We start from the raw sequence: 19581 nt of genomic DNA, 5'->3' as shown, positions 1-19581 counted from the left end.
TCCATCATACGTATGATAGAAACAACTGATTTTAGTAAATCGGAACAATATACCTTATCCATCCGTCTTAGTACGGATGGATTTTCTTTTTCTGTATTCAATCCCTTGAATGATGGTAATTTTTTTTTCTATGAACATGATGTAAACAAGTCCCTATCCCTCACTGCCAATCTGAAACAAACTTTCCGTGATGTGGAATGGTTAAAGCATCCCTTCCGCCGTGTCAATGTGATAATGGCAGACAAGCGATTTACATTCATTCCTTTGGAGTTTTTTGAAGATGAACAAGCAGAAACGGTATTCTATCATAACCATCCACGAAAGGAAAACGAAACAGTGCAATACAATATTCTACAGAAAAACAATATCGTAGTATTATTTGGTATGGATAAGAGTACTTGTACTTTCTTGAATGAACAATATCCCAACATTAAATTTTACTCTCAAACCAGTCCACTCATAGAGTTCTTTGCAACCAAAAGCCGTTTAGGAAATAGTAGAAAGATGTATGCTCATTTGTGCAAAGATGCCGTAAACATTTATACTTACGAATGTGGACGTTTGTTACTTGCCAATTCTTTTGCCTGTAAGGAGATCAACGATCAAATCTATTATCTACTTTATATTTGGAAACAGCTTGGTATGGAACAGGAACGTGACGAATTACACCTTACAGGATACTTATCTGACAAAAACCAATTATTATCCGAACTGAGAAAATTTATCCGACAGGTATTCATCATGAATCCTGCCACTAATATTGATCTCCAAGCCATTAACCTATGCGAGTAATTAGCGGAATATACAAAAGAAGACGTTTTGATGTACCCCACTCTTTCAAGGCACGTCCGACCACAGATTTTGCTAAAGAGAACTTGTTTAATGTACTATCCAATTATATTGACTTTGAAGACGGTATACGCGCTCTCGATCTCTTTGCGGGAACAGGTAGTATCAGTATTGAACTGGTATCCAGAGGTTGTGATCAAGTTATCAGTGTAGAAAAAGATCGTGATCATTATGCTTTTATTTGCAAAATCATACAAGAATTGAAGACCGATAAGTGCTTGCCTATCCGTGGCGATGTATTCAAATACATAAAAAGCGGACGAGAGCAGTTCGACTTCATCTTTGCCGATCCTCCTTATGAACTTACCGGATTGGAAACTATACCTGATCTGATTTTTGAAAATAATTTTTTGAAAGAAGACGGACTGTTTATCCTGGAACATGGTAAGAAAGATAATTTTGAGAATCACCAGCATTTTGTAGAAAAAAGAGTGTACGGAAGTGTAAACTTCTCTTTTTTCCAATTATAGGAGCGGTGCCAAAAGCCGTATCACACTCTCGGCAGCTTTAAGATACCAAGAGCGTTTCTTCCAACTTTTTAAGAATACTTGTATACACTCTCGCTGATCCTGTAAAAAGATTTCGCGCATCTGGAGAGCAGTTTCCGCATCGTATATAAAAGCATTTACCTCGAAGTTATGTTCAAAGCTACGGAAATCTACATTCGTAGACCCTACCGTAGACAATTCGTCATCCGAAACCATCAGCTTGGAGTGTAAAAAACCTTTCTTATAAAAATAAACCTTAACCCCGGCACGTAACATATCTGCAAGATACGAACAAGACCCTAAATGCGTCAGCCGATTATCAGCTCGATAAGGGATCATTAAGCGAATATCCACACCAGACAAAGCAGCTGTCTGCATAGCAACAGCTACCGCCTCGGTAGGCAAGAAGTAAGGAGTTTGTATATAGAAATATTTCTTTGCCCCCGAAATTGCTGTTAAAAGTCCCTGCATAATTTCTTTCCATGGCCCTATCGGTTCACTGGTAACAATCTGCGCCAGCGAAGTGCCACAGTTGTCTATTTTCGGAAAATACCGGGTAGAAGTCATTAAAGTACGGTCTACAAAATACCAATCGAGTAAGAAAGCCGTTTGTAATCCATGTACAGCTTTTCCTTCCAACATCAGATGAGTATCCCGCCAAATCCCCCATGAGAAGCCACGCATATAACGTTCTGCCAAATTCATCCCTCCAATAAAACCAATACATCCGTCAATAACAACAATTTTCCGGTGATTACGATAATTCACTTTACTAGTGAACAGTGGAAAGCGGACTTTCAGAAAACTGCGTACCTCGACACCTGCCTCGCGCATTTTTTCAAAAAAACGATGGGGTACATGCCAACAACCTACATCATCATAAATGACACGTACTTCTACTCCTTTTTTTGCCTTATCTATCAGGACATCGCGCACCATACGTCCAATTGCATCGTCCTCAAAGATATAAAACTCAATATGAATATGTTTTTCCGCTTTCTGCAATTGGCGCAAAAGAGATTGCAACATTGAAAGTCCCAATGTATAAGTTTCTACACGGTTACCATCAAAAGGAAAAGCTTGGTTAGTATTACGGAATAAGGAAATGAGACGACTATAATTCATAGGAAGAGCACAGGAGTCCTGAGACAGATACTCCGCCATCGGTTTTTTCAATAGGCGGTCGTAACTTTTCTTTCCGATGATACGTTCACGACGTTGGCTACGACCAAAGAAAAAGTAAAGAATCAATCCCACTACCGGTAAGAACATCAGTATCAATATCCACGACATCGTCTTCACCGGATTACGGTTATCGAGGACAATGACAATAATCGTTCCGATAATGGCTCCAAAATAAAGAATATTAAAAGCTACGGCAGCGATTTCACTTGCTATGAAAGTCCAGTCTATCATGCAAGCAAATATAAAAAAAAGAAATGATAATTTAATATACTAATATATAGTTAATGTGCTAATATGCACATATTAACACATTAGCACATTAACTATATATTAGCGCCTTATCAAAATGGCCTTCTACCTCCAAAACCACCTCCATGGCGTCCTCCACCAGGAGCGCCAGGACCTCCGAAACCACGTCTGCCACCATCTTGCATACTCTCACGAGCTGATTTATTACCAAAGATATTCAGACGATAGATAAAATGCAACATACAATAACTATTGACACCGTTGTATTCATAAACCGAACGACCGTTAGCATTCAATGAGCGACTGATATTACTCTGTTGCTTCAGTATGTCATACATCTCAAAACTAACTGTCGCCGCTCCCTTGAAGAGAGTTTGTGAAAGCTGCGCATTCCAAATTAATTCATTACGGTTCATACTGGCATCCGTATAACCACGACGACTTTGGTTGGCAATATTAGTAGAAAGACTCATATTCCATGGCATACTCACTGTAGTATTAGCACCGTAAGAAAAAGTATAAGGTTCCTGATTATTACTTGGTGTCAGTTTGTCTTTTTCAATTGAATAAGAGAGCGAACCGTTCAAACCAAACTCAAGCCAGTCATTACGAAAAGTACCATTCAATCGTTCATTCAAAGTAAGATTTGTAGTAGTATTTTTTTGTTCCACTGCATCAGTACCTCTACCAGAAGTCAGGTAACCCACATTATTAGTATAATCGGCATTGGTATATGAACTAATAGTGAACTTCTTGTTTTTCAATGCCGTATTGAAACCAAACAAACCAGACGCACGCCAATCACCATTTATATTTTTGGAAGTCGTAGTCCATCCACCAGTCGTTTCATTATACACACGACTGTTACTGATACTATTTTGAGTGGTTTGGAAATTCGCATGTGAAAAAATGCCACGTTGTTTATCCGCATTATACGTATTATAAAAAACACGGAGATTATGCGTAAAAGAAGGTTTCAATCCTGGATTACCAATTCTGATATTCAATGGATTAGAATCATCCGTCACTGGTAACAAGTTCTCCATACTAGGTTGACTGCTACGTCCACGGTATGTCATACGCAATTGGCTTACTTTAGAAAAACGTACACGCAAATCCACATTCGGTGCAAAATTAAAAACGCTACGAGTAGTAATCGTATCAATTTCACCCTTCTTATAAGTGAGTTCCGTATTCTGTGGTTGGAAAGACAGACCAGCATTCAGTTGATACTTCGGACGGATAAACCGCAATCCCACCATAGCATCATGATTATAGGTTTTATATTCAGCATACTTACTTTGATCCATATCCTTATTATTTATATAGTCGGCCGGAAGCTGTTCACCCATTTCCCATCCCAGCTTAGAAAGGTCATATGTACTTTTATCACTCTCAGTATAGTTATACTGAAACTGATAGCTGAATTGTAAGAAAGTTGCCCACGCAATAGGTTCGCTATAAGTAAGTTGCCCACTATAACTGTAATTTGACGCAGGTGAAGTAATATAACGTCGTATCACATCATCATCCCGAATGTTATCCGTCTGGAAATATCGCGTATCCGTAGAACTGAACTGTTCGCTATCATTATCACCATAACTAAAACGACCTCGAAAGGTAATATTACGTCCTTTTGAGTTCAGCTTACGATTTATCTGAAGCGTCGCATTAGTGGAAAGAGAATTACCGTTACTACTAGAAAGACTATTATTAGTATTCACCAAAATCTTTTTCAACGGATCATCATCGTCCGTCAGATCGGCACGCATCAGCTTCATCCAGATATTGAGCGAATCATTAGGATTAGTGAAATATTTATAAGGATCATCATTGAACGTAGCAGACTTTCCATCGGAATAGCTTTCCGTCTTTCCATACGAAAGATTAGGACGGAAAATGATATTCGTCAACGTATCGGGTCTCCATTCCAAACGGAAATCCACATTTACATTCTGACTCTTACTTCTACTCAAAGAATTAGAATTTGAGAAAGAAGAATTACTTCCACTGGACAAGAAATTTTCCGAATATCCACGACTAATCACATCATTGTCCCGATAATTATAGCGTGCGCTACCACCTAACTCCAGTTTATCAGTCTCTGTAGCAAAGCTCACACCCAATTCTTTAGTTGCAGTCAATCCGTTGTTACGGCGCCAACGGGGACCGCCGCCACCACCAGAAAAGCCCTGATCGTTTACATTATTCGCACCGGCTATCAGAGACACTTGCGTCTTGTCGCGGAAATAATTCACCATAGCGCGTCCCATATAACGGCTTTCCGTACCTCCTGCCAAATCTATATTACCAAAAACACCTTGATTCATACCTTTCTTTACCGTGAGGTCAAGTACTGTTTCCTCTTCACCGTCATCAATGCCGGTAATACGTGCCAAATCAGACTTCTTATCGTATGTTTTCAGTTTGTCAACCATATCGACCGGAAGGTTCTTCAAACCGGTTTTCACATCACCGCCAAAGAATTCCTTGCCACCAACCATGATTTTCTTTACCTCTTTACCGTTTATTTTCACGTTACCATCTTCATCGACTTCGGCTCCAGGAAGCTTCTTTACCAACTCTTCAAGCATAGCACCTTCGGGAGTACGGTAAGCAGAAGAGTTAAACGCAATCGTATCTTCCACAACCTGTACCTGAGGAGCTTCGGCAGTAACCACTGCCTCTGCCAGCATAACGGCATCAGTTTCCAACGTCAACGTACCTATTTTCCTGTTGGGATTGGCATCAGTCAACTGCAAGGGAACCAGTTTATTTTTAAAACCAATATAGGAAACCTTCAATACATATTTTCCGGCTTTTACCTTCGGTAAGGTAAAATAGCCTTGCCCGGTAGTAGCAATACCGGCTGCGTACGTACTGTCCGGTAATGAGAGTAATTGGACAGTAGCTTGTGCCGCAGGTTCTTTCGTGTCCTCAACTACACGACCGGAAACGGTAATGTTCTTTGTTTGTGAGAAAGCGGAAACTGTCGTTATTAACAGCAACGCCAGTCCGGTGATAATCTTTTTCATGCCCTATTTTTATAAATGACTAACAATGTTTATTTGTACACTGCTTCATTTGACAAACTTCTACACAAAAGGTTTAATACCTTACATGTTGAAATATCTTAATTATCGACCATTCCTCCCAAAGCATCTACCAATCTGCATTTTTTATATACTAAAATCATTGTAGCCAGCATACTCCTGCAGTATCACCGGTCACTGTTCACAATAATACTATCTATCTTTTCGGTTACCACTCTTATTACCTCCCAAAGTGTCGAAACGATAGACAAGATGTACCATGCAATAACTGGTCAAAGTATTAAAACGGATATCCGTAACATTTGTACCGCTTGTCCAGCGATACTGATTATTCTGCTGTTGCAAGATGTCATATACTTTGACACGTACCATCGCCTGCTTCCTTTTCAGAAATTTCTTAGATATCTGCGCATTCCACATCAGTTCATCTTTGTTAGCATTGCCGCTGTATCCGTCACGTATCCTCCAGTTTAAATCTGTAGAGATCTCTATATCCCAAGGTAACCGGATGTTGGTATCCCCACCTAATGTATAGTCAAATGTTTCGCGGTTACTGTCGGTCTGTTTACTATTATATATACTGTTATACCGGAAAGTTGCTTTCAAAGACACATCGAATTTGTCACTACGATAACTACTACGTAAAGTCTCACCCGTCGAAAAATTATGTGTAGTACTCAGTTCCCAATCCTCCCCCTTTTGATTGACAGTAGTATAACTCACCTGATCTCTATAGTTGAAATCCATATTCACTCCGATATTGAACTTCTTGTTTTTCAACGGCATATAAAAAGAGCCCCATGAACCGATATTCCAGTTACCGTTCACATTCACCTTATGATAGGTACGCGCGCCTGTTTCCTTGTCATAAGTCATACGGTCGGCTACGGAATTCATTGTATTTCTGAAATACAGACTCATGTAGATACTTCGCATACTCTTAGGCGAATAACGATTATAGTTGATATCCACATTATTTGTAAACGAAGATTTCAGGTTCGGATTACCATACCGCATGTTCATCGGGTCAGTCACATTAATCACCTCCTGCAAGTCCCACATATTAGGTGCTTCACTATTCCCCCTGTAATTGAGCCGTAGCCTCTCACGTTGAGAAAATACATATTCCAACCATAATGTAGGCGTCCAATTCACTACATATTGCCGTGGTAAATCCTTGAAAGCATTAGGACCAATTGTTGTCTTACTCTCCGTAGTACGCGGATTTAAGGCCACTCCGGCATTATACAACAATCCCTTATAGTTATCGCCTTGCTTAAGGTGGTTACCTTGAATAGAAAGATTTACATAATGGTTGTTATAAAAATTCTCCACACGCGAACTCAATCCATTATTATAGTCCAGATTAAAGCGATTATCGTAGTTGATACTGTCATAGACCAATGATTGGGACAAGCCGCTTTGATGGGAATAATTATAACTGAGACTGAGTGTATAATGTTTGGAAAGTGGTTCTGAATACATGGCAAAAACTCCCCAATTACGATTATCGCCGTTACCAGCCGTCCTACGTTCAATGTCCGAGATACTGTCCTGCTTAAAAAACTGCGAATAAGAATCATTGAAATTATCCCGCTGGTTATCACTATAACCAAAGTTTACAGAGGCATGAAAGTTACGCCCCCGTTTCTTGAAACGGTGATTGTAAGTGAATGAACCACTGACATTAAAATTCCTGCTATCCCCATAATTTTGCGAAGTTGTTTCATTGATATCTTTCAGTTCATTGTCACGGTTCTTGTTCCAATAGTTGCCCCAAGAGTCATTCTTCTGATAGCCCAAAGCCGACCTTACGGAAATTGTATTCAAACTGTCTACCTTCCATTCCAAGTACATGTCTCCTTTCAAATCGTGACTACCATTCTTGCTGTTCGACCTATTATTAGAAAAAGTAGATTCCTCTCCCAGAAAGGTTTCTGTAGATGATTCCGTATCCGAATCTACCTCATTATGCCGATAACGGACATTTCCTCGCAAATCCAGCTTTTTCCCTTTGCGCGCATACGTAAGACCACCGTTCTGGTTAGTACGTTGCCCGCCGCCCCAACTACGATCTCTACCAAAGTCCCGTCCAGCTTCTCCAAGTTCCGAGAAACCTTTCCCATTGGTATTATTGGCAGAACCGATAAAAGACAAATTAACTTCATCCGTGAAATGATTAACATTGACTCCCTCTTCATAGCGATCTTTACTACCATATCCGGCAATCACATTTCCCATCCAACCACTGTTCTTTTTTAATACCAGATCTAATACCGCCGTTTCATTTCCATCTTTAATACCTGTCTGGCGTTCGCGGTCGCTCTTCTCTTTATAAGCTTTCAGTTTCTTCACAGCGTCTGCCGGAAGGTTTTTCAGCGACATTTCCGTGTCTCCACCAAAGAACTCCTTACCATTCACCATGATTTTCTTTATTTCTTCACCATTCAACTTTATCTTTCCCTCCTCGTCGATCTCCACACCGGGAATTTTCTTTATCAGTTCATCAAGCATAGCACCTGCAGAAACACGATAGGCAGACGCAGAATATTCTGTCGTATCGGCTTTCACCACTACCGGAGGAGCTTCTGCTGTGATAAGCGCCTCATCAAGCAACACTCCATCAGATGCCAAAGCTATGACACCGATATTCTTAGACGGTACTTTAGCAGATAATGCTACTGACTGAAAATGAGTGTTATATCCCACAAAGGAAACTTTAAGAAGGTAGGTTCCGGCCTTTACAGGGGCAATGTAAAATAACCCTTCTCTTGGGTGATATTTCCTGCCACTTGCGAACTATCGCGCAAAGCAAGCAGCTGAATCGTAGCAGCTTCAATAGGCTCTTTTGTCTCTTTCTCGATGACCTTCCCCGAGACAACAACTGTGTTCTTTTGCGCCAAAGCAATTCCGGGAGTAAAAAGTAATAACAACATCCCGGCTATAAGTTTTTTCATGTAGTATTAGTGTTTATATTGCGGATACAAATATAGGCACTAATCTCTTACATAAGGTTTAAAATATACCACAATTATCTCCAAAATACATCATATTTACCTTTTAGGTTCAGATATCGTGAACTATTGAAGATTAAAACAGAAGCTTGAAATGTTACTAAGGACTATTTTGAAAAGACAAATGCGAATTTGGGGATGTTATTTTAATTCTTAGGCATAAATTAAACGGATTTCTACTCAGATAAGGATAACACGATGCGATCTTAAAATCTACGTTATTTACGTTTAAAGAGGCCGTCAATCGTTGCTTTCTTTATACCAAATTCCAGACAAAGCACGTTCAATATGAGGAATATCAGGAAAGAAGAAGAGTCTACAGTCAAAAGATCACCCAGCGCCACCCGGTAGAGCATCCCACCGAAAACGAAAAGTACAGTCAGAAAGATAGCGTTCCGCGTTGCTTTATTGCGTATCTGTTCCGTTTCTTTACTTTCGGATTTGGTCAAAGCAAACAAAATCATCAATGCTCCCATCATCATCAAAAGTTTGGCACATTCTTTATAAAACAACAGGTTGGCATCAGTCACTTTACCCATCATCGCCATGATGAAGGGAATAAACAAACCCAATGCAATCACAAAATATCCAAGTGGGCGACAATATGCAGGAAGTAAAGCTCTCATCAATTCAATTACAAATTACTAGTTATAAATTACCGATTATGAAATGCAGATAATAACCACATCTTACAAATCCATAGATTTTCAGTGGACAAAGATAACATTTTATTGTCAAAAGAGCTATCTTTGTACCACAATAAATGAAGGAAATCCCTTGTTTCCTTCCATAATTTGTAATCCGTAATCCATAATCAAGAATGAGTAAACAAAAAGTAATCCTCTGCGAAGGACTGGGAAACAGCCTGACGCTTGCCATTGAACAATGTCCCCACGATAAGCTTTTCATTCTCACTGACGAACATACCCATCGTTTGTGCTTGCCACAACTGAAAGACATTGCCGTTTTAAAGAATGCCACAGAAATCATCATTGGTGCAGAAGACTTGCATAAAAACCTGGAAACGTTGGCTTCCGTTTGGCAAGCCCTGAGCGGGCAAGGCGCCACACGCCATTCTCTGCTTATTAATCTGGGCGGTGGCATGGTAACCGACCTGGGTGGTTTTGCCGCCTCCACTTTTAAGCGGGGAATTGCTTACATTAATATTCCCACCACCCTGCTTGCCATGGTCGATGCTTCGGTAGGTGGCAAAACCGGTATCAACTTTAACGGATTGAAGAATGAAATCGGTGTCTTCGCCCCTGCTACCAGCGTATTGTTAGAAACAGAATTCCTCCGTAGCCTTGATGCGCACAACTTCTTTTCGGGATATGCCGAAATGTTGAAACACGGCCTTATCAGTACTCCGGAACACCTTGCCGAATTACTTTCTTTTGATACCGAAAAAATAGATTATGTAGGTCTTAAAACAATGGTAGGCCGTTCTGTCCGGGTAAAAGAAGATATCGTGGAACAAGACCCTCAAGAGCATGGCATTCGGAAAGCACTGAACTTAGGACATACCGTAGGACACGCGTTCGAAAGTCTCGCGTTGGCAGAGAACCGTCCCGTGTTACATGGCTATGCCGTGGCATGGGGGCTTGTTTGCGAACTATATCTTTCCTATATAAAAGTCGGTTTCCCGAAAGACAGAATGCGCCAAGTCATTCAGTTCGTCAACGAGAACTATGGTGGTTTTGTCTTTAACTGCAAGCAGTACGATCGCCTTTACGAGCTAATGGGACATGACAAAAAGAACGCTGCCGGAATTATCAACTTTACTTTACTGAAAGAAGTCGGTGAAATCTGTCTCAACCAGACGACAGATAAAGCCACTATTTTCGAAATGTTTGATTTCTATCGGGAATGTATGGGGGTATGACATTCCACTTTTTTATTGCCACTCTCAATATGTCAGCAAAATCCCCTTTTTGCTGACATACTTATTTTCTAAAACTCTCCTAAAAAAAGTCTCAGCCCCTTTACATACAACTTTCAGATATAGGTATTAACTATCCGAACGGACAAGAAAAGCATTTTCTTCCACGAATAAACTTACTTCAGACGTGGTGCATATAGATGGAACACATGCTATCTATATAGGTAACGTGTCCCATCTATATACGGTTCGCGATCCACATATAGATGCCACCAAACGGACATATACATCTACTGAAAAAAAAGTATATATTTCACTGTTCGTCTCTCATTTGTCCATTCAAAAACGCTTCATTCCAGATTACAGAATTGTATATATTTTTATATTCACCTATCTTACAGAAACTTATCAGATTTCATTCGTTTGTTTTCTGCTAACTGTCTTTCCACCCACAAACAAAGAATTCTCGTTACGGTTGAAAATACAAAATGTCAGTCGACATAAAAAAGTTCTATCTTCAATCATTCACAAATCCACTATAAAACAAAGTATTATCACACTTTCTTCAACCACAGTCTATTTTTCATTCTAAAAAAGAAGCCAGAAAATTTGCAAGTTTTCCATAAATGCCGTACTTTTGCAACCGCAATTCGGGGTATAGCTCAGCCCGGTAGAGTACGCGTCTGGGGGGCGTGTGGTCGCAAGTTCGAATCTTGTTGCCCCGACAAGCTGAATAAAAGGAGTTAAGTGAAAACTTGATTCCTTTTTTATTTTATCCATCCCTGCTTTATAGAACACTTTATTGGAACTGACAGATTTTCTATACCGGATAAAAACAAAATATTTCCACTATTACATTTGCCACTATTTGTAACTTGAAAAAGACAGTAAAGTTTACTTAAAACAAATTATATATATAGGATTTTATCAGTCCCGTCTTTCTATAATTTAACTGAAATAGTTACTTTTGCAAAAGTAAAAAACAAATTTATGGGAGCAGCAAAATGGATTGGTGGTATCATCGGTTTCATGGCCGGAGGTCCACTGGGAGCATTGGCAGGTTATGCCTTTGGTTCGCTTTTTGACAACAGTGACAATAACTACTATAATCGCTATAATGACGAACAGGCCAAAGGATACTACGGACAACGTAACAGCTTTCTTTTCTCTATGCTCGTTATGGCTTCGTACATCATCAGGGCTGACGGACGTATTATGCACAGCGAAATGGAATTTGTCCGCCGTTTCCTGCGAACCACTTTCGGTGAAGAAGCAGTAAATGAAGGTGAGCAGATACTGCTCAACCTTTTTGAGCAAAGTAAACAGATGGAAAAACAAGATCCTCTTGCCTTTAAAAATACCATTCGTGACTGTGGAAAACAAATTGCCGTAAACCTCACATACGAGGAACGTCTACAATTGCTTGTTTTCTTGGCAGAAATTGCCAAAAGTGACGGTCACGTTTGCTTGAAAGAAATAGAAGCACTAAAGGAAATAGCCACATATATGGGGCTTTCGGCAGCCGAAGTAAATTCCATGCTCAATCTGGGTGGAAACTCACTTGAAGAAGCGTACAAAGTGCTCGAAATAGAATCCACTGCTACCAATGACGAAGTACGTGCCGCATACCGCCGCTTAGCCTTGAAACATCATCCCGACAAAGTGGCAACATTAGGAGAAGATATAAAGAAGGCTGCCGAAGAAAAGTTCCAGAATATTAACAATGCCAAAGAACAAATCTACAAAGCAAGAGGTATGAAATAGTAAAAGCCATTAATAACAATATCAATCAGTATTTATGGAAAAACTTCTCGTAACCATTACATTACTTCTCACAGTAATGACCGGCCATGCCGCCACTCCTCTCTGGATGCGTGATGTACGTATCTCACCCGACGGTTCGGAAATCGTTTTTTGCTACAAAGGAGATATTTACAAAGTGCCTGCAAAAGGCGGAACAGCTATCCAACTGACAACCCAAAACTCATACGAATGTACACCTGTATGGTCGCCCGATGGTAAACAGATCGCTTTTGCCAGCGACAGGCACGGCAACTTCGATGTATTCGTAATGTCTGCCAATGGAGGAACGGCACAACGCCTGACTACCAATTCGGCAGGTGAACTTCCTTCCACTTTTACACCAGACGGTAAATACATATTGTTTTCAGCCTCTATTCAAGATCCGGCAAGCAGTGCCTTGTTTCCCACCGGTGCCATGACTGAACTTTACAAAGTTCCTGTAACCGGCGGACGAACGGAGCAAATACTGGGTACACCTGCCGAAGCAGTCTGCTTCGATAAATCCGGTAATCATTTCTTCTATCAAGATCGTAAAGGTTTCGAAGATGAATGGCGAAAACATCACACATCGTCCATCACCCGTGACGTATGGATGTACGATATTCAAAGCGGGAAACATATCAACCTTACCCAACATGCCGGCGAAGACCGTAATCCGGTACTGGCTCCCGACGGACAAACCATCTACTTTTTGAGCGAACGAGATGGCGGTTCGTTCAATGTATATTCTTTTCCACTCGACCGACCGCAATCGGTAAAAGCGATAACCGACTTCAAGACTCATCCGGTACGTTTCCTTTCTATGAGTAACAATGGAACATTGTGTTATGGATACAATGGTGAGATTTATACTCAGCAGAACAGTTCTGCCCCGCAAAAGGTACAGATAGAAATGATACGCGACGACCAGCCCCAATCAGTCAATCTGGTCTTTTCGGACAGAGCAACTTCGGCTACCATTTCTCCGGATGGCAAACAGGTCGCTTTCATCGTTCGTGGTGAAGTTTTCGTTACTTCGACAGACTATACCACTACCAAGCAAATCACGCATACTGCAGCACGTGAAGCCGGGCTTACCTTTGCTCCGGATAATCGCACTTTGGCATATGCCAGCGAGCGTAATGGTAACTGGCAATTGATTTTAGCCAAAATCGCCCGGAAAGAAGACCCCAATTTCCCCAATGCAACTATTATCAACGAAGAAATATTGCTACCGTCCGCTACCATAGAGCGTGCGTATCCGCAATTCTCTCCTGATGGTAAAGAACTAGCATTTATTGAAGACCGTAACCGATTGATGGTACTTAATCTGGAAACCAAGAAAGTGCGCCAAATTACCGACGGATCAACCTGGTACAGTACCGGTGGTGGGTTTGACTATTCTTGGTCACCCGATGGCAAATGGTTTACCCTTGAATTTACAGGAAACAAGCACGACCCATACTCTGATATAGGTCTTGTCAGTGCAGATGGTAAAGGTGAGATTGCCAATCTAACGAATAGTGGATATATGAGTGGTTCTCCCCGTTTCGTACTTGACGGCAATGCCATTCTCTTCATCACTGAGCGTTACGGTATGCGCGCTCATGCGTCATGGGGTTCGCAAAACGACGTCATGTTGGTATTCCTCAATCAAGATGCTTACGACAAATATAGCCTGAGTAAAGAAGATTACGAACTGCGTAAGGAACTGGAAAAAGAACAGAAGAAAGATGCTGACAGTAAAGATAAAAAGAAAGAAAACAAAAAAGAAGATAATGATGCCGAAACAAGAGTAAAGGAGATCGTTGTAGAATTGAAGAACATCGAAGACCGCATTGTACGTCTCACTCCAAATTCTTCCGATCTGGGTAATGCCATCATTTCCAAAGACGGTGAAACCCTCTACTATTTCGCAGCTTTTGAAGGGGGATATGACCTCTGGAAGATGGATATTCGAAAAAAAGACACCAAATTACTCCACAAGATGGACACAGGATGGGCTTCTATGCAGCTGGATAAGGGGGGAAAGAATCTCTTCCTGCTGGGTAGCAGTAACATGAAGAAGATGGATATGGTCTCCAATAGCCTGAAACCTATCACTTATCGTGCCAATGTGAAGATGAACTTGGAAGCTGAACGCGAGTATATGTTCGACCATGTGTATAAACAACAGCAAAAACGTTTCTACAACACCAATATGCACGGTGTAGATTGGGATGCCATGAGTGCTGCTTATCGTAAGTTCCTACCCCACATCAACAATAATTATGACTTTGCCGAACTACTGAGTGAATGGTTGGGCGAACTGAATGTATCGCACACTGGAGGACGCTATTATCCAAGTGGACAAAGTGAACCGACTTCAAGCTTGGGACTGCTCTTCGATTGGAATTACATAGGTAAAGGTATGCTTATTTCGGAAGTGATAGAGAAAGGTCCTTTCGACAGAGCTAATACAGAAGTAAAACCGGGTATGGTAATCGAAAAAATTGATGGTACGGAAATCACTCCCGAAATGGACTATTATACCTTACTTAATAATAAGACAAAGAAGAAAACCCTCGTCTCACTTTACAATCCACAAACCAAAGAACGCTGGGAAGAAGTGGTAATCCCTATCAGTAACGGTACACTAAACGATTTACTCTATACCCGTTGGGTGAAACAACGTGCTGCCGATGTGGATAAATGGTCTAACGGTCGTTTGGGTTATGTCCATATCGAGTCGATGGGCGATGACAGTTTCCGTTCCGTTTATTCGGACATTTTAGGAAAATACAACAATCGTGAGGGTATCGTTATTGACACTCGTTTCAACGGTGGTGGTCGTCTACACGAAGATATAGAGGTGTTGTTCAGTGGTAAAAAGTATTTCACGCAGGTAGTTCGTGGACGTGAAGCCTGCGATATGCCCAGTCGCCGTTGGAACAAACCTTCCATCATGTTGACGTGCGAAGCCAATTATTCCAACGCACATGGTACACCGTGGGTGTACAGTCATCAGAAATTAGGTAAGCTGGTAGGTATGCCCGTTCCAGGAACCATGACTAGTGTATCATGGGAACGCTTACAAGACACATCACTTGTTTTCGGTATTCCGGTGATAGGTTATCGTCTGCCTGATGGCAATTATCTGGAAAACACCCAATTGGAACCGGATATCAAAGTGGCCAATGACCCTGAAGCTATCGTCAAAGGAGAAGACACACAATTGAAGACAGCAGTGGAAGAGCTGTTGAAAGAGTTGGATGAAAATAAGTAAAAAAACAGGTTTCAATGATATGGATTTACTCATCCATATCATTGAGGTGTATTTCTAACGCTTTCACCGAAATATAAATCTCGTACACCGAAATGGCCAGCGAAATGATCAGCAATACCAAAGCAAGGCCAAAAATATAGACCGAAGCAAGATAAAGCCGGATATAAATAAAGAACATACTGACTACGCACAGTAATAAACTCGCTATACCTGACACCTGCATAGCACGTGTCAGGTATAGTCTTTTTCGCAAGTTGGCAATCTGTGCGGCAGTCACCGAGGAATGGTTCTTCTGATGTTGTTCCTTCAAAGTACGTACCAAGCTGGCATAAGACAGAAAACGGTTAGTATATGCCAACATAATCAGAGAAATTGCCGAAAACAGCAAAGCGGGAGTAGTCAGATCTATTTGCATAAGAATCAGTTTCTAAGTTTATATCTGCAAATATAAACGAAAGAATGTAACGACATGTTTATCATCAGAAGATAATACTTTTTCCATCTCACTTTTTTGCCTTATCTTTGTTTCCTAAAAAACAACTCTCTAAACCTATGTTTACAGACCTGCTCAATTCCTCCTATTTCGCCCTTTTCCTCATCGTGGCTTTAGGCTTCATGTTGGGAAGAATTCAAATCAAAGGATTATCCCTTGATGTCTCCGCAGTAATTTTCATCGCCCTACTCTTCGGACACTTTGGCGTTGTCATTCCCAAAGAACTTGGAAACTTCGGCCTTGTACTTTTTATCTTCACTATAGGCATCCAGGCAGGGCCTGGCTTTTTTGATTCCTTCCGGAGTAAAGGAAAGACACTTATCATCATTACCATGCTGATCATCTGTTCCGCAGCGCTGACAGCTGTCGGACTTAAATATGCTTTCGATATTGACACCTCTAGTGTTGTAGGACTGATAGCAGGTGCACTGACTAGTACTCCCGGACTTGCTGTCGCCATAGACAGTACCCACTCTCCGTTGGCATCTATTGCCTACGGTATCGCTTATCCGTTTGGCGTTATCGGGGTTATCTTGTTTGTAAAACTACTTCCCCGTGTTATGCATATCGATCTGGATAAAGAAGCACGTCGTCTTGAAAAAGAGCGTCGCGGTCAATACCCAGAACTGAATACCTGCATTTACCGTATCACTAATGCTATAATCTTCGGTCGTAGTCTGGCACAAATCAACGCCCGCGCCATGACCGGTGCAGTAATCTCCCGCCATAAACACGGAGAACAAATATCCATTCCGACTGCCCATACCGTACTCCACGAAGGAGACTACATACAAGCTGTAGGCAGTGAAGACGCCTTAAATCAGCTCGCAGTACTGGTAGGAGAAAGGGAGGAAGGTGAGTTACCGTTGGCAAACACACAGGAAATTGAATCTTTGCTACTAACTAAAAAAGATATGATAAACAAACAATTGGGCGACCTCAACCTGATGAAAAATTTTGGTTGTACGGTGACACGTATCCGCCGAAGCGGCATCGACCTGTCACCTTCACCCGACCTTGCTTTGAAATTCGGCGACAAATTGATGGTAGTAGGCGAAAAAGAAGGCATTAAAGGCCTGGCGCGCCTGTTGGGAAATAATGCCAAGAAATTATCCGACACCGATTTCTTCCCTATCGCTATGGGTATCGTACTTGGCGTATTGTTTGGTAAATTGAATATCTCCTTTCCTGGCGGCTTGTCCTTTTCTCCGGGGCTGACAGGCGGTATCCTGATGGTTGCCCTTTTCTTGAGTGCAATCGGTAAAACCGGTCCTATCATCTGGTCGATGTCCGGCCATGCCAACCAATTATTACGTCAGTTAGGTCTTTTACTGTTTCTTGCTGAGGTAGGAACATCGGCAGGAAAAAATCTTGTAGCGACTTTTCAAGAAAGCGGTTGGTTACTGTTCGGAGTAGGTGCCGCCATTACGTTGGTTCCCATGCTGATAGCCGTACTTGCCGGACGGTTCATTTTCAAAATCAGCATTCTTGATTTAATGGGAACCATTACCGGTGGAATGACCAGTACACCAGGACTTGCAGCCGCCGACTCTATGACAGACAGCAATATTCCCAGTGTAGCTTATGCAACGGTATATCCCATTGCCATGGTATTCCTTATTCTGTTTATACAAATAATTGCGACAGTGGTCTAAGAGATGAAAACATATAGTAAAGAAGAAGCTATCAATAGAATAAATAAATTAGCCCGACACAATCTTCCGTTTCTCTTTATTATTGATTACCTCCAAGAGCATTCTTTCATCGAGGAAATCAACAAAATAGATGCGGCATCCTGTCTCTTCCAGTTCAGAGAAACAGGAAATGCCGGTAATGATGTACCGCCATATACCGGAGCAATAGACTGGAAATACAGTGCACCGGCTCCTTGTGAATACAAACGTTCTTTCGATCATGTAAAACAAAATATACTGGCAGGAAACAGTTATCTGACCAATCTAACATGTAAAGTTCCCATCAGTACCAATCTGGCATTGAAAGATATATTTCTCCACTCTCAGGCTCTATACAAACTTTGGCTAAAAGACAGGTTCGTCTGTTTTTCCCCTGAAATCTTCATTCGGATCGAAGAAGGGAAAATAAAATCTTTCCCTATGAAAGGTACAATTGACGCGACCTTACCTCATGCCGAAACAACATTGCTGAACGATTTAAAAGAAACCGCCGAACATGCCACCATCGTAGATCTGATAAGGAATGACTTAAGTATGGTATCCAACCATGTTATGGTCAAATCTTATCGCTATATAGACCGCCTACAAACTAATAGAGGAAGTATCCTCCAGACCAGTTCCGAAATTTGCGGTATACTGCCTGATGATTATACAACGCATATCGGTGACATTCTTTTCAAATTATTACCCGCCGGCTCCATTACCGGTGCTCCCAAACCCCGCACCATGCAAATCATTACTCAAGCAGAAGGTTACGAACGAGGTTTCTATACCGGGGTCATGGGTTACTATGATAACGGACATTTGGACAGTGCCGTCATGATCCGTTTTATCGAACAAGAGAATGACCGCCTCTATTTCAAAGCAGGAGGTGGTATTACAGCCAAAAGCCATTGGGAAAACGAATATAACGAAATGAAACAAAAGATATATGTACCGATTTATTGAAACCATACGTATAGACCACGGCAAGATATGTAATCTATCCTACCATAATCAACGGCTGAATAATACCCGTACCCACTTCTGGCCGGAAAGCCCTGCTCTACAATTGACAAATTATCTGCCTTCCGTTCCCGAAAACGGTATATATAAATTACGGGTAATTTACAGCCGGGATGGTATCGAAGAAATAACCTGTACCCCCTACACTATACGACCTGTCCATTCACTGGCATTGATACAAGCAGACAACATCGACTACGCCTATAAAAATACGAACCGTGATGTACTTAATCAGTTATTCACACAACGTGGTTCCTGTGACGACATTCTGATTGTCCGACATAACTTGCTTACAGATACCAGCATCGCCAACATTGCCTTCTCCGACAGCAAGTGTTGGTACACTCCGCAATACCCTCTGATGAAAGGTACCAAACGTACCGAATTGTTGGATAAAGGGATCCTTGTGGAAAGGAATATCTGTATTGAAGACATACCGTCTTATTCCACCATCCGCCTTTTTAATGCCATGATAGACTGGGGGGAGTTGGAACTACCTTTTTCCTTAACAAAATCTGGTACAGTATTACAAGCTTCAGGACTATGCAGATAACTCCGCTATTTAAAGAAACGGCAGACATATTTAGCTTCTATCTGTCTCCGACACATTTCTGGAATACAGCAA

Annotated in this window: 14 protein-coding genes and 1 tRNA gene; 9 read left to right on the top strand and 6 right to left on the bottom strand. The window is 41.3% G+C overall.

The window, feature by feature from the left end:
• Positions 1-12: 12 nt before the first annotated feature.
• Both C1A09_RS11650 and rsmD read left to right on the top strand, forming a co-directional pair.
• Positions 13-792: a DUF3822 family protein gene (locus C1A09_RS11650; RefSeq protein ID WP_101544370.1), complete on the top strand. Its 780-nt coding sequence runs from the start codon at positions 13-15 to the stop codon at positions 790-792.
• Positions 783-1319 carry a 16S rRNA (guanine(966)-N(2))-methyltransferase RsmD gene (gene rsmD / locus C1A09_RS11645; protein WP_101544367.1) on the top strand — a complete coding sequence of 179 codons (537 nt, stop codon included), beginning with the start codon at positions 783-785 and terminating at the stop codon, positions 1317-1319. The genes C1A09_RS11650 and rsmD overlap by 10 nt, the downstream gene beginning before the upstream one ends.
• Here rsmD and cls read toward each other — a convergent pair.
• The 5 genes from cls to C1A09_RS11620 form a co-directional block, all read right to left on the bottom strand.
• Positions 1314-2753: a cardiolipin synthase gene (gene cls, locus C1A09_RS11640; RefSeq protein ID WP_101544364.1), complete on the bottom strand. Its 1440-nt coding sequence runs from the start codon at positions 2751-2753 to the stop codon at positions 1314-1316. The genes rsmD and cls overlap by 6 nt on opposite strands.
• A 110-nt stretch (positions 2754-2863) precedes the next feature.
• Complete coding sequence (locus C1A09_RS11635; protein WP_101544362.1) at positions 2864-5806, bottom strand: TonB-dependent receptor; 2943 nt, start codon at positions 5804-5806, stop codon at positions 2864-2866.
• Between the two features lie 210 nt (positions 5807-6016).
• A complete protein-coding gene (locus tag C1A09_RS11630; RefSeq protein WP_101544360.1) occupies positions 6017-8533 on the bottom strand; it encodes an outer membrane beta-barrel protein in 2517 nt (838 codons plus the stop codon).
• Between the two features lie 32 nt (positions 8534-8565).
• On the bottom strand, positions 8566-8781 hold the full coding sequence (locus C1A09_RS11625; RefSeq protein ID WP_101544358.1) for a peptidase associated/transthyretin-like domain-containing protein: 216 nt from the start codon (positions 8779-8781) through the stop codon (positions 8566-8568).
• Positions 8782-9056: 275 nt separating this feature from the next.
• Positions 9057-9464, bottom strand: a complete 408-nt coding sequence (locus C1A09_RS11620; RefSeq protein ID WP_101544356.1) for a hypothetical protein — start codon at positions 9462-9464, stop codon at positions 9057-9059.
• A gap of 194 nt (positions 9465-9658) precedes the next feature.
• Between C1A09_RS11620 and aroB the strand changes: the two genes are divergently transcribed.
• The 4 genes from aroB to C1A09_RS11600 all read left to right on the top strand — a co-directional run bounded on the left by aroB (position 9659) and on the right by C1A09_RS11600 (position 15764).
• Positions 9659-10720 carry a 3-dehydroquinate synthase gene (aroB, locus tag C1A09_RS11615; protein WP_101544354.1) on the top strand — a complete coding sequence of 354 codons (1062 nt, stop codon included), beginning with the start codon at positions 9659-9661 and terminating at the stop codon, positions 10718-10720.
• Positions 10721-11368: 648 nt separating this feature from the next.
• A tRNA-Pro gene (locus C1A09_RS11610) sits at positions 11369-11442 on the top strand.
• Between the two features lie 265 nt (positions 11443-11707).
• Entirely contained in the window at positions 11708-12481 is a 774-nt protein-coding gene (locus C1A09_RS11605; RefSeq protein ID WP_101544352.1) for a DnaJ domain-containing protein, read from the top strand.
• A gap of 34 nt (positions 12482-12515) precedes the next feature.
• Entirely contained in the window at positions 12516-15764 is a 3249-nt protein-coding gene (locus tag C1A09_RS11600; protein WP_101544350.1) for a S41 family peptidase, read from the top strand.
• 25 nt (positions 15765-15789) lie between these two features.
• Here C1A09_RS11600 and C1A09_RS11595 read toward each other — a convergent pair whose 3' ends face one another.
• Positions 15790-16179, bottom strand: a complete 390-nt coding sequence (locus C1A09_RS11595) for a DUF2721 domain-containing protein (protein WP_101544348.1) — start codon at positions 16177-16179, stop codon at positions 15790-15792.
• A 137-nt stretch (positions 16180-16316) separates the two neighbouring features.
• On the opposite strand from C1A09_RS11595, the gene C1A09_RS11590 reads away from it, so the two are divergent.
• From C1A09_RS11590 to C1A09_RS11580, 3 genes are read left to right on the top strand one after another with little or no spacing between them, the layout of a single operon-like run.
• Positions 16317-17912: an aspartate:alanine exchanger family transporter gene (locus C1A09_RS11590; protein WP_101544346.1), complete on the top strand. Its 1596-nt coding sequence runs from the start codon at positions 16317-16319 to the stop codon at positions 17910-17912.
• A 3-nt stretch (positions 17913-17915) separates the two neighbouring features.
• Positions 17916-18899 carry an aminodeoxychorismate synthase component I gene (locus tag C1A09_RS11585; protein WP_101544344.1) on the top strand — a complete coding sequence of 328 codons (984 nt, stop codon included), beginning with the start codon at positions 17916-17918 and terminating at the stop codon, positions 18897-18899.
• Positions 18883-19509, top strand: coding sequence for an aminotransferase class IV family protein (locus tag C1A09_RS11580; RefSeq protein WP_101544343.1), 627 nt, complete (start codon positions 18883-18885; stop codon positions 19507-19509). Before C1A09_RS11585 ends, C1A09_RS11580 begins: the two co-directional genes overlap by 17 nt.
• Positions 19510-19581 lie beyond the last annotated feature (72 nt).

It is taken from the genome of Bacteroides cutis (assembly GCF_900241005.1).
In the GTDB taxonomy this organism is placed as follows: domain Bacteria; phylum Bacteroidota; class Bacteroidia; order Bacteroidales; family Bacteroidaceae; genus Bacteroides; species Bacteroides cutis.
This window is presented reverse-complemented; position numbering and strand designations above follow the sequence as displayed.

Bases quoted from the DNA above. Each gene is read 5' to 3' on its own strand.
- C1A09_RS11635 (WP_101544362.1), bottom strand. From the start codon at position 5,806: ATGAAAAAGATTATCACCGGACTGGCGTTGCTGTTAATAACGACAGTT.
- cls (WP_101544364.1), bottom strand. From the start codon at position 2,753: ATGATAGACTGGACTTTCATAGCAAGTGAAATCGCTGCCGTAGCTTTT.
- C1A09_RS11590 (WP_101544346.1), top strand. From the start codon at position 16,317: ATGTTTACAGACCTGCTCAATTCCTCCTATTTCGCCCTTTTCCTCATC.
- C1A09_RS11585 (WP_101544344.1), top strand. From the start codon at position 17,916: ATGAAAACATATAGTAAAGAAGAAGCTATCAATAGAATAAATAAATTA.
- C1A09_RS11625 (WP_101544358.1), bottom strand. From the start codon at position 8,781: ATGAAAAAACTTATAGCCGGGATGTTGTTATTACTTTTTACTCCCGGA.
- C1A09_RS11595 (WP_101544348.1), bottom strand. From the start codon at position 16,179: ATGCAAATAGATCTGACTACTCCCGCTTTGCTGTTTTCGGCAATTTCT.
- C1A09_RS11605 (WP_101544352.1), top strand. From the start codon at position 11,708: ATGGGAGCAGCAAAATGGATTGGTGGTATCATCGGTTTCATGGCCGGA.
- aroB (WP_101544354.1), top strand. From the start codon at position 9,659: ATGAGTAAACAAAAAGTAATCCTCTGCGAAGGACTGGGAAACAGCCTG.
- C1A09_RS11600 (WP_101544350.1), top strand. From the start codon at position 12,516: ATGGAAAAACTTCTCGTAACCATTACATTACTTCTCACAGTAATGACC.
- C1A09_RS11580 (WP_101544343.1), top strand. From the start codon at position 18,883: ATGTACCGATTTATTGAAACCATACGTATAGACCACGGCAAGATATGT.
- C1A09_RS11620 (WP_101544356.1), bottom strand. From the start codon at position 9,464: ATGAGAGCTTTACTTCCTGCATATTGTCGCCCACTTGGATATTTTGTG.
- C1A09_RS11650 (WP_101544370.1), top strand. From the start codon at position 13: ATGATAGAAACAACTGATTTTAGTAAATCGGAACAATATACCTTATCC.
- rsmD (WP_101544367.1), top strand. From the start codon at position 783: ATGCGAGTAATTAGCGGAATATACAAAAGAAGACGTTTTGATGTACCC.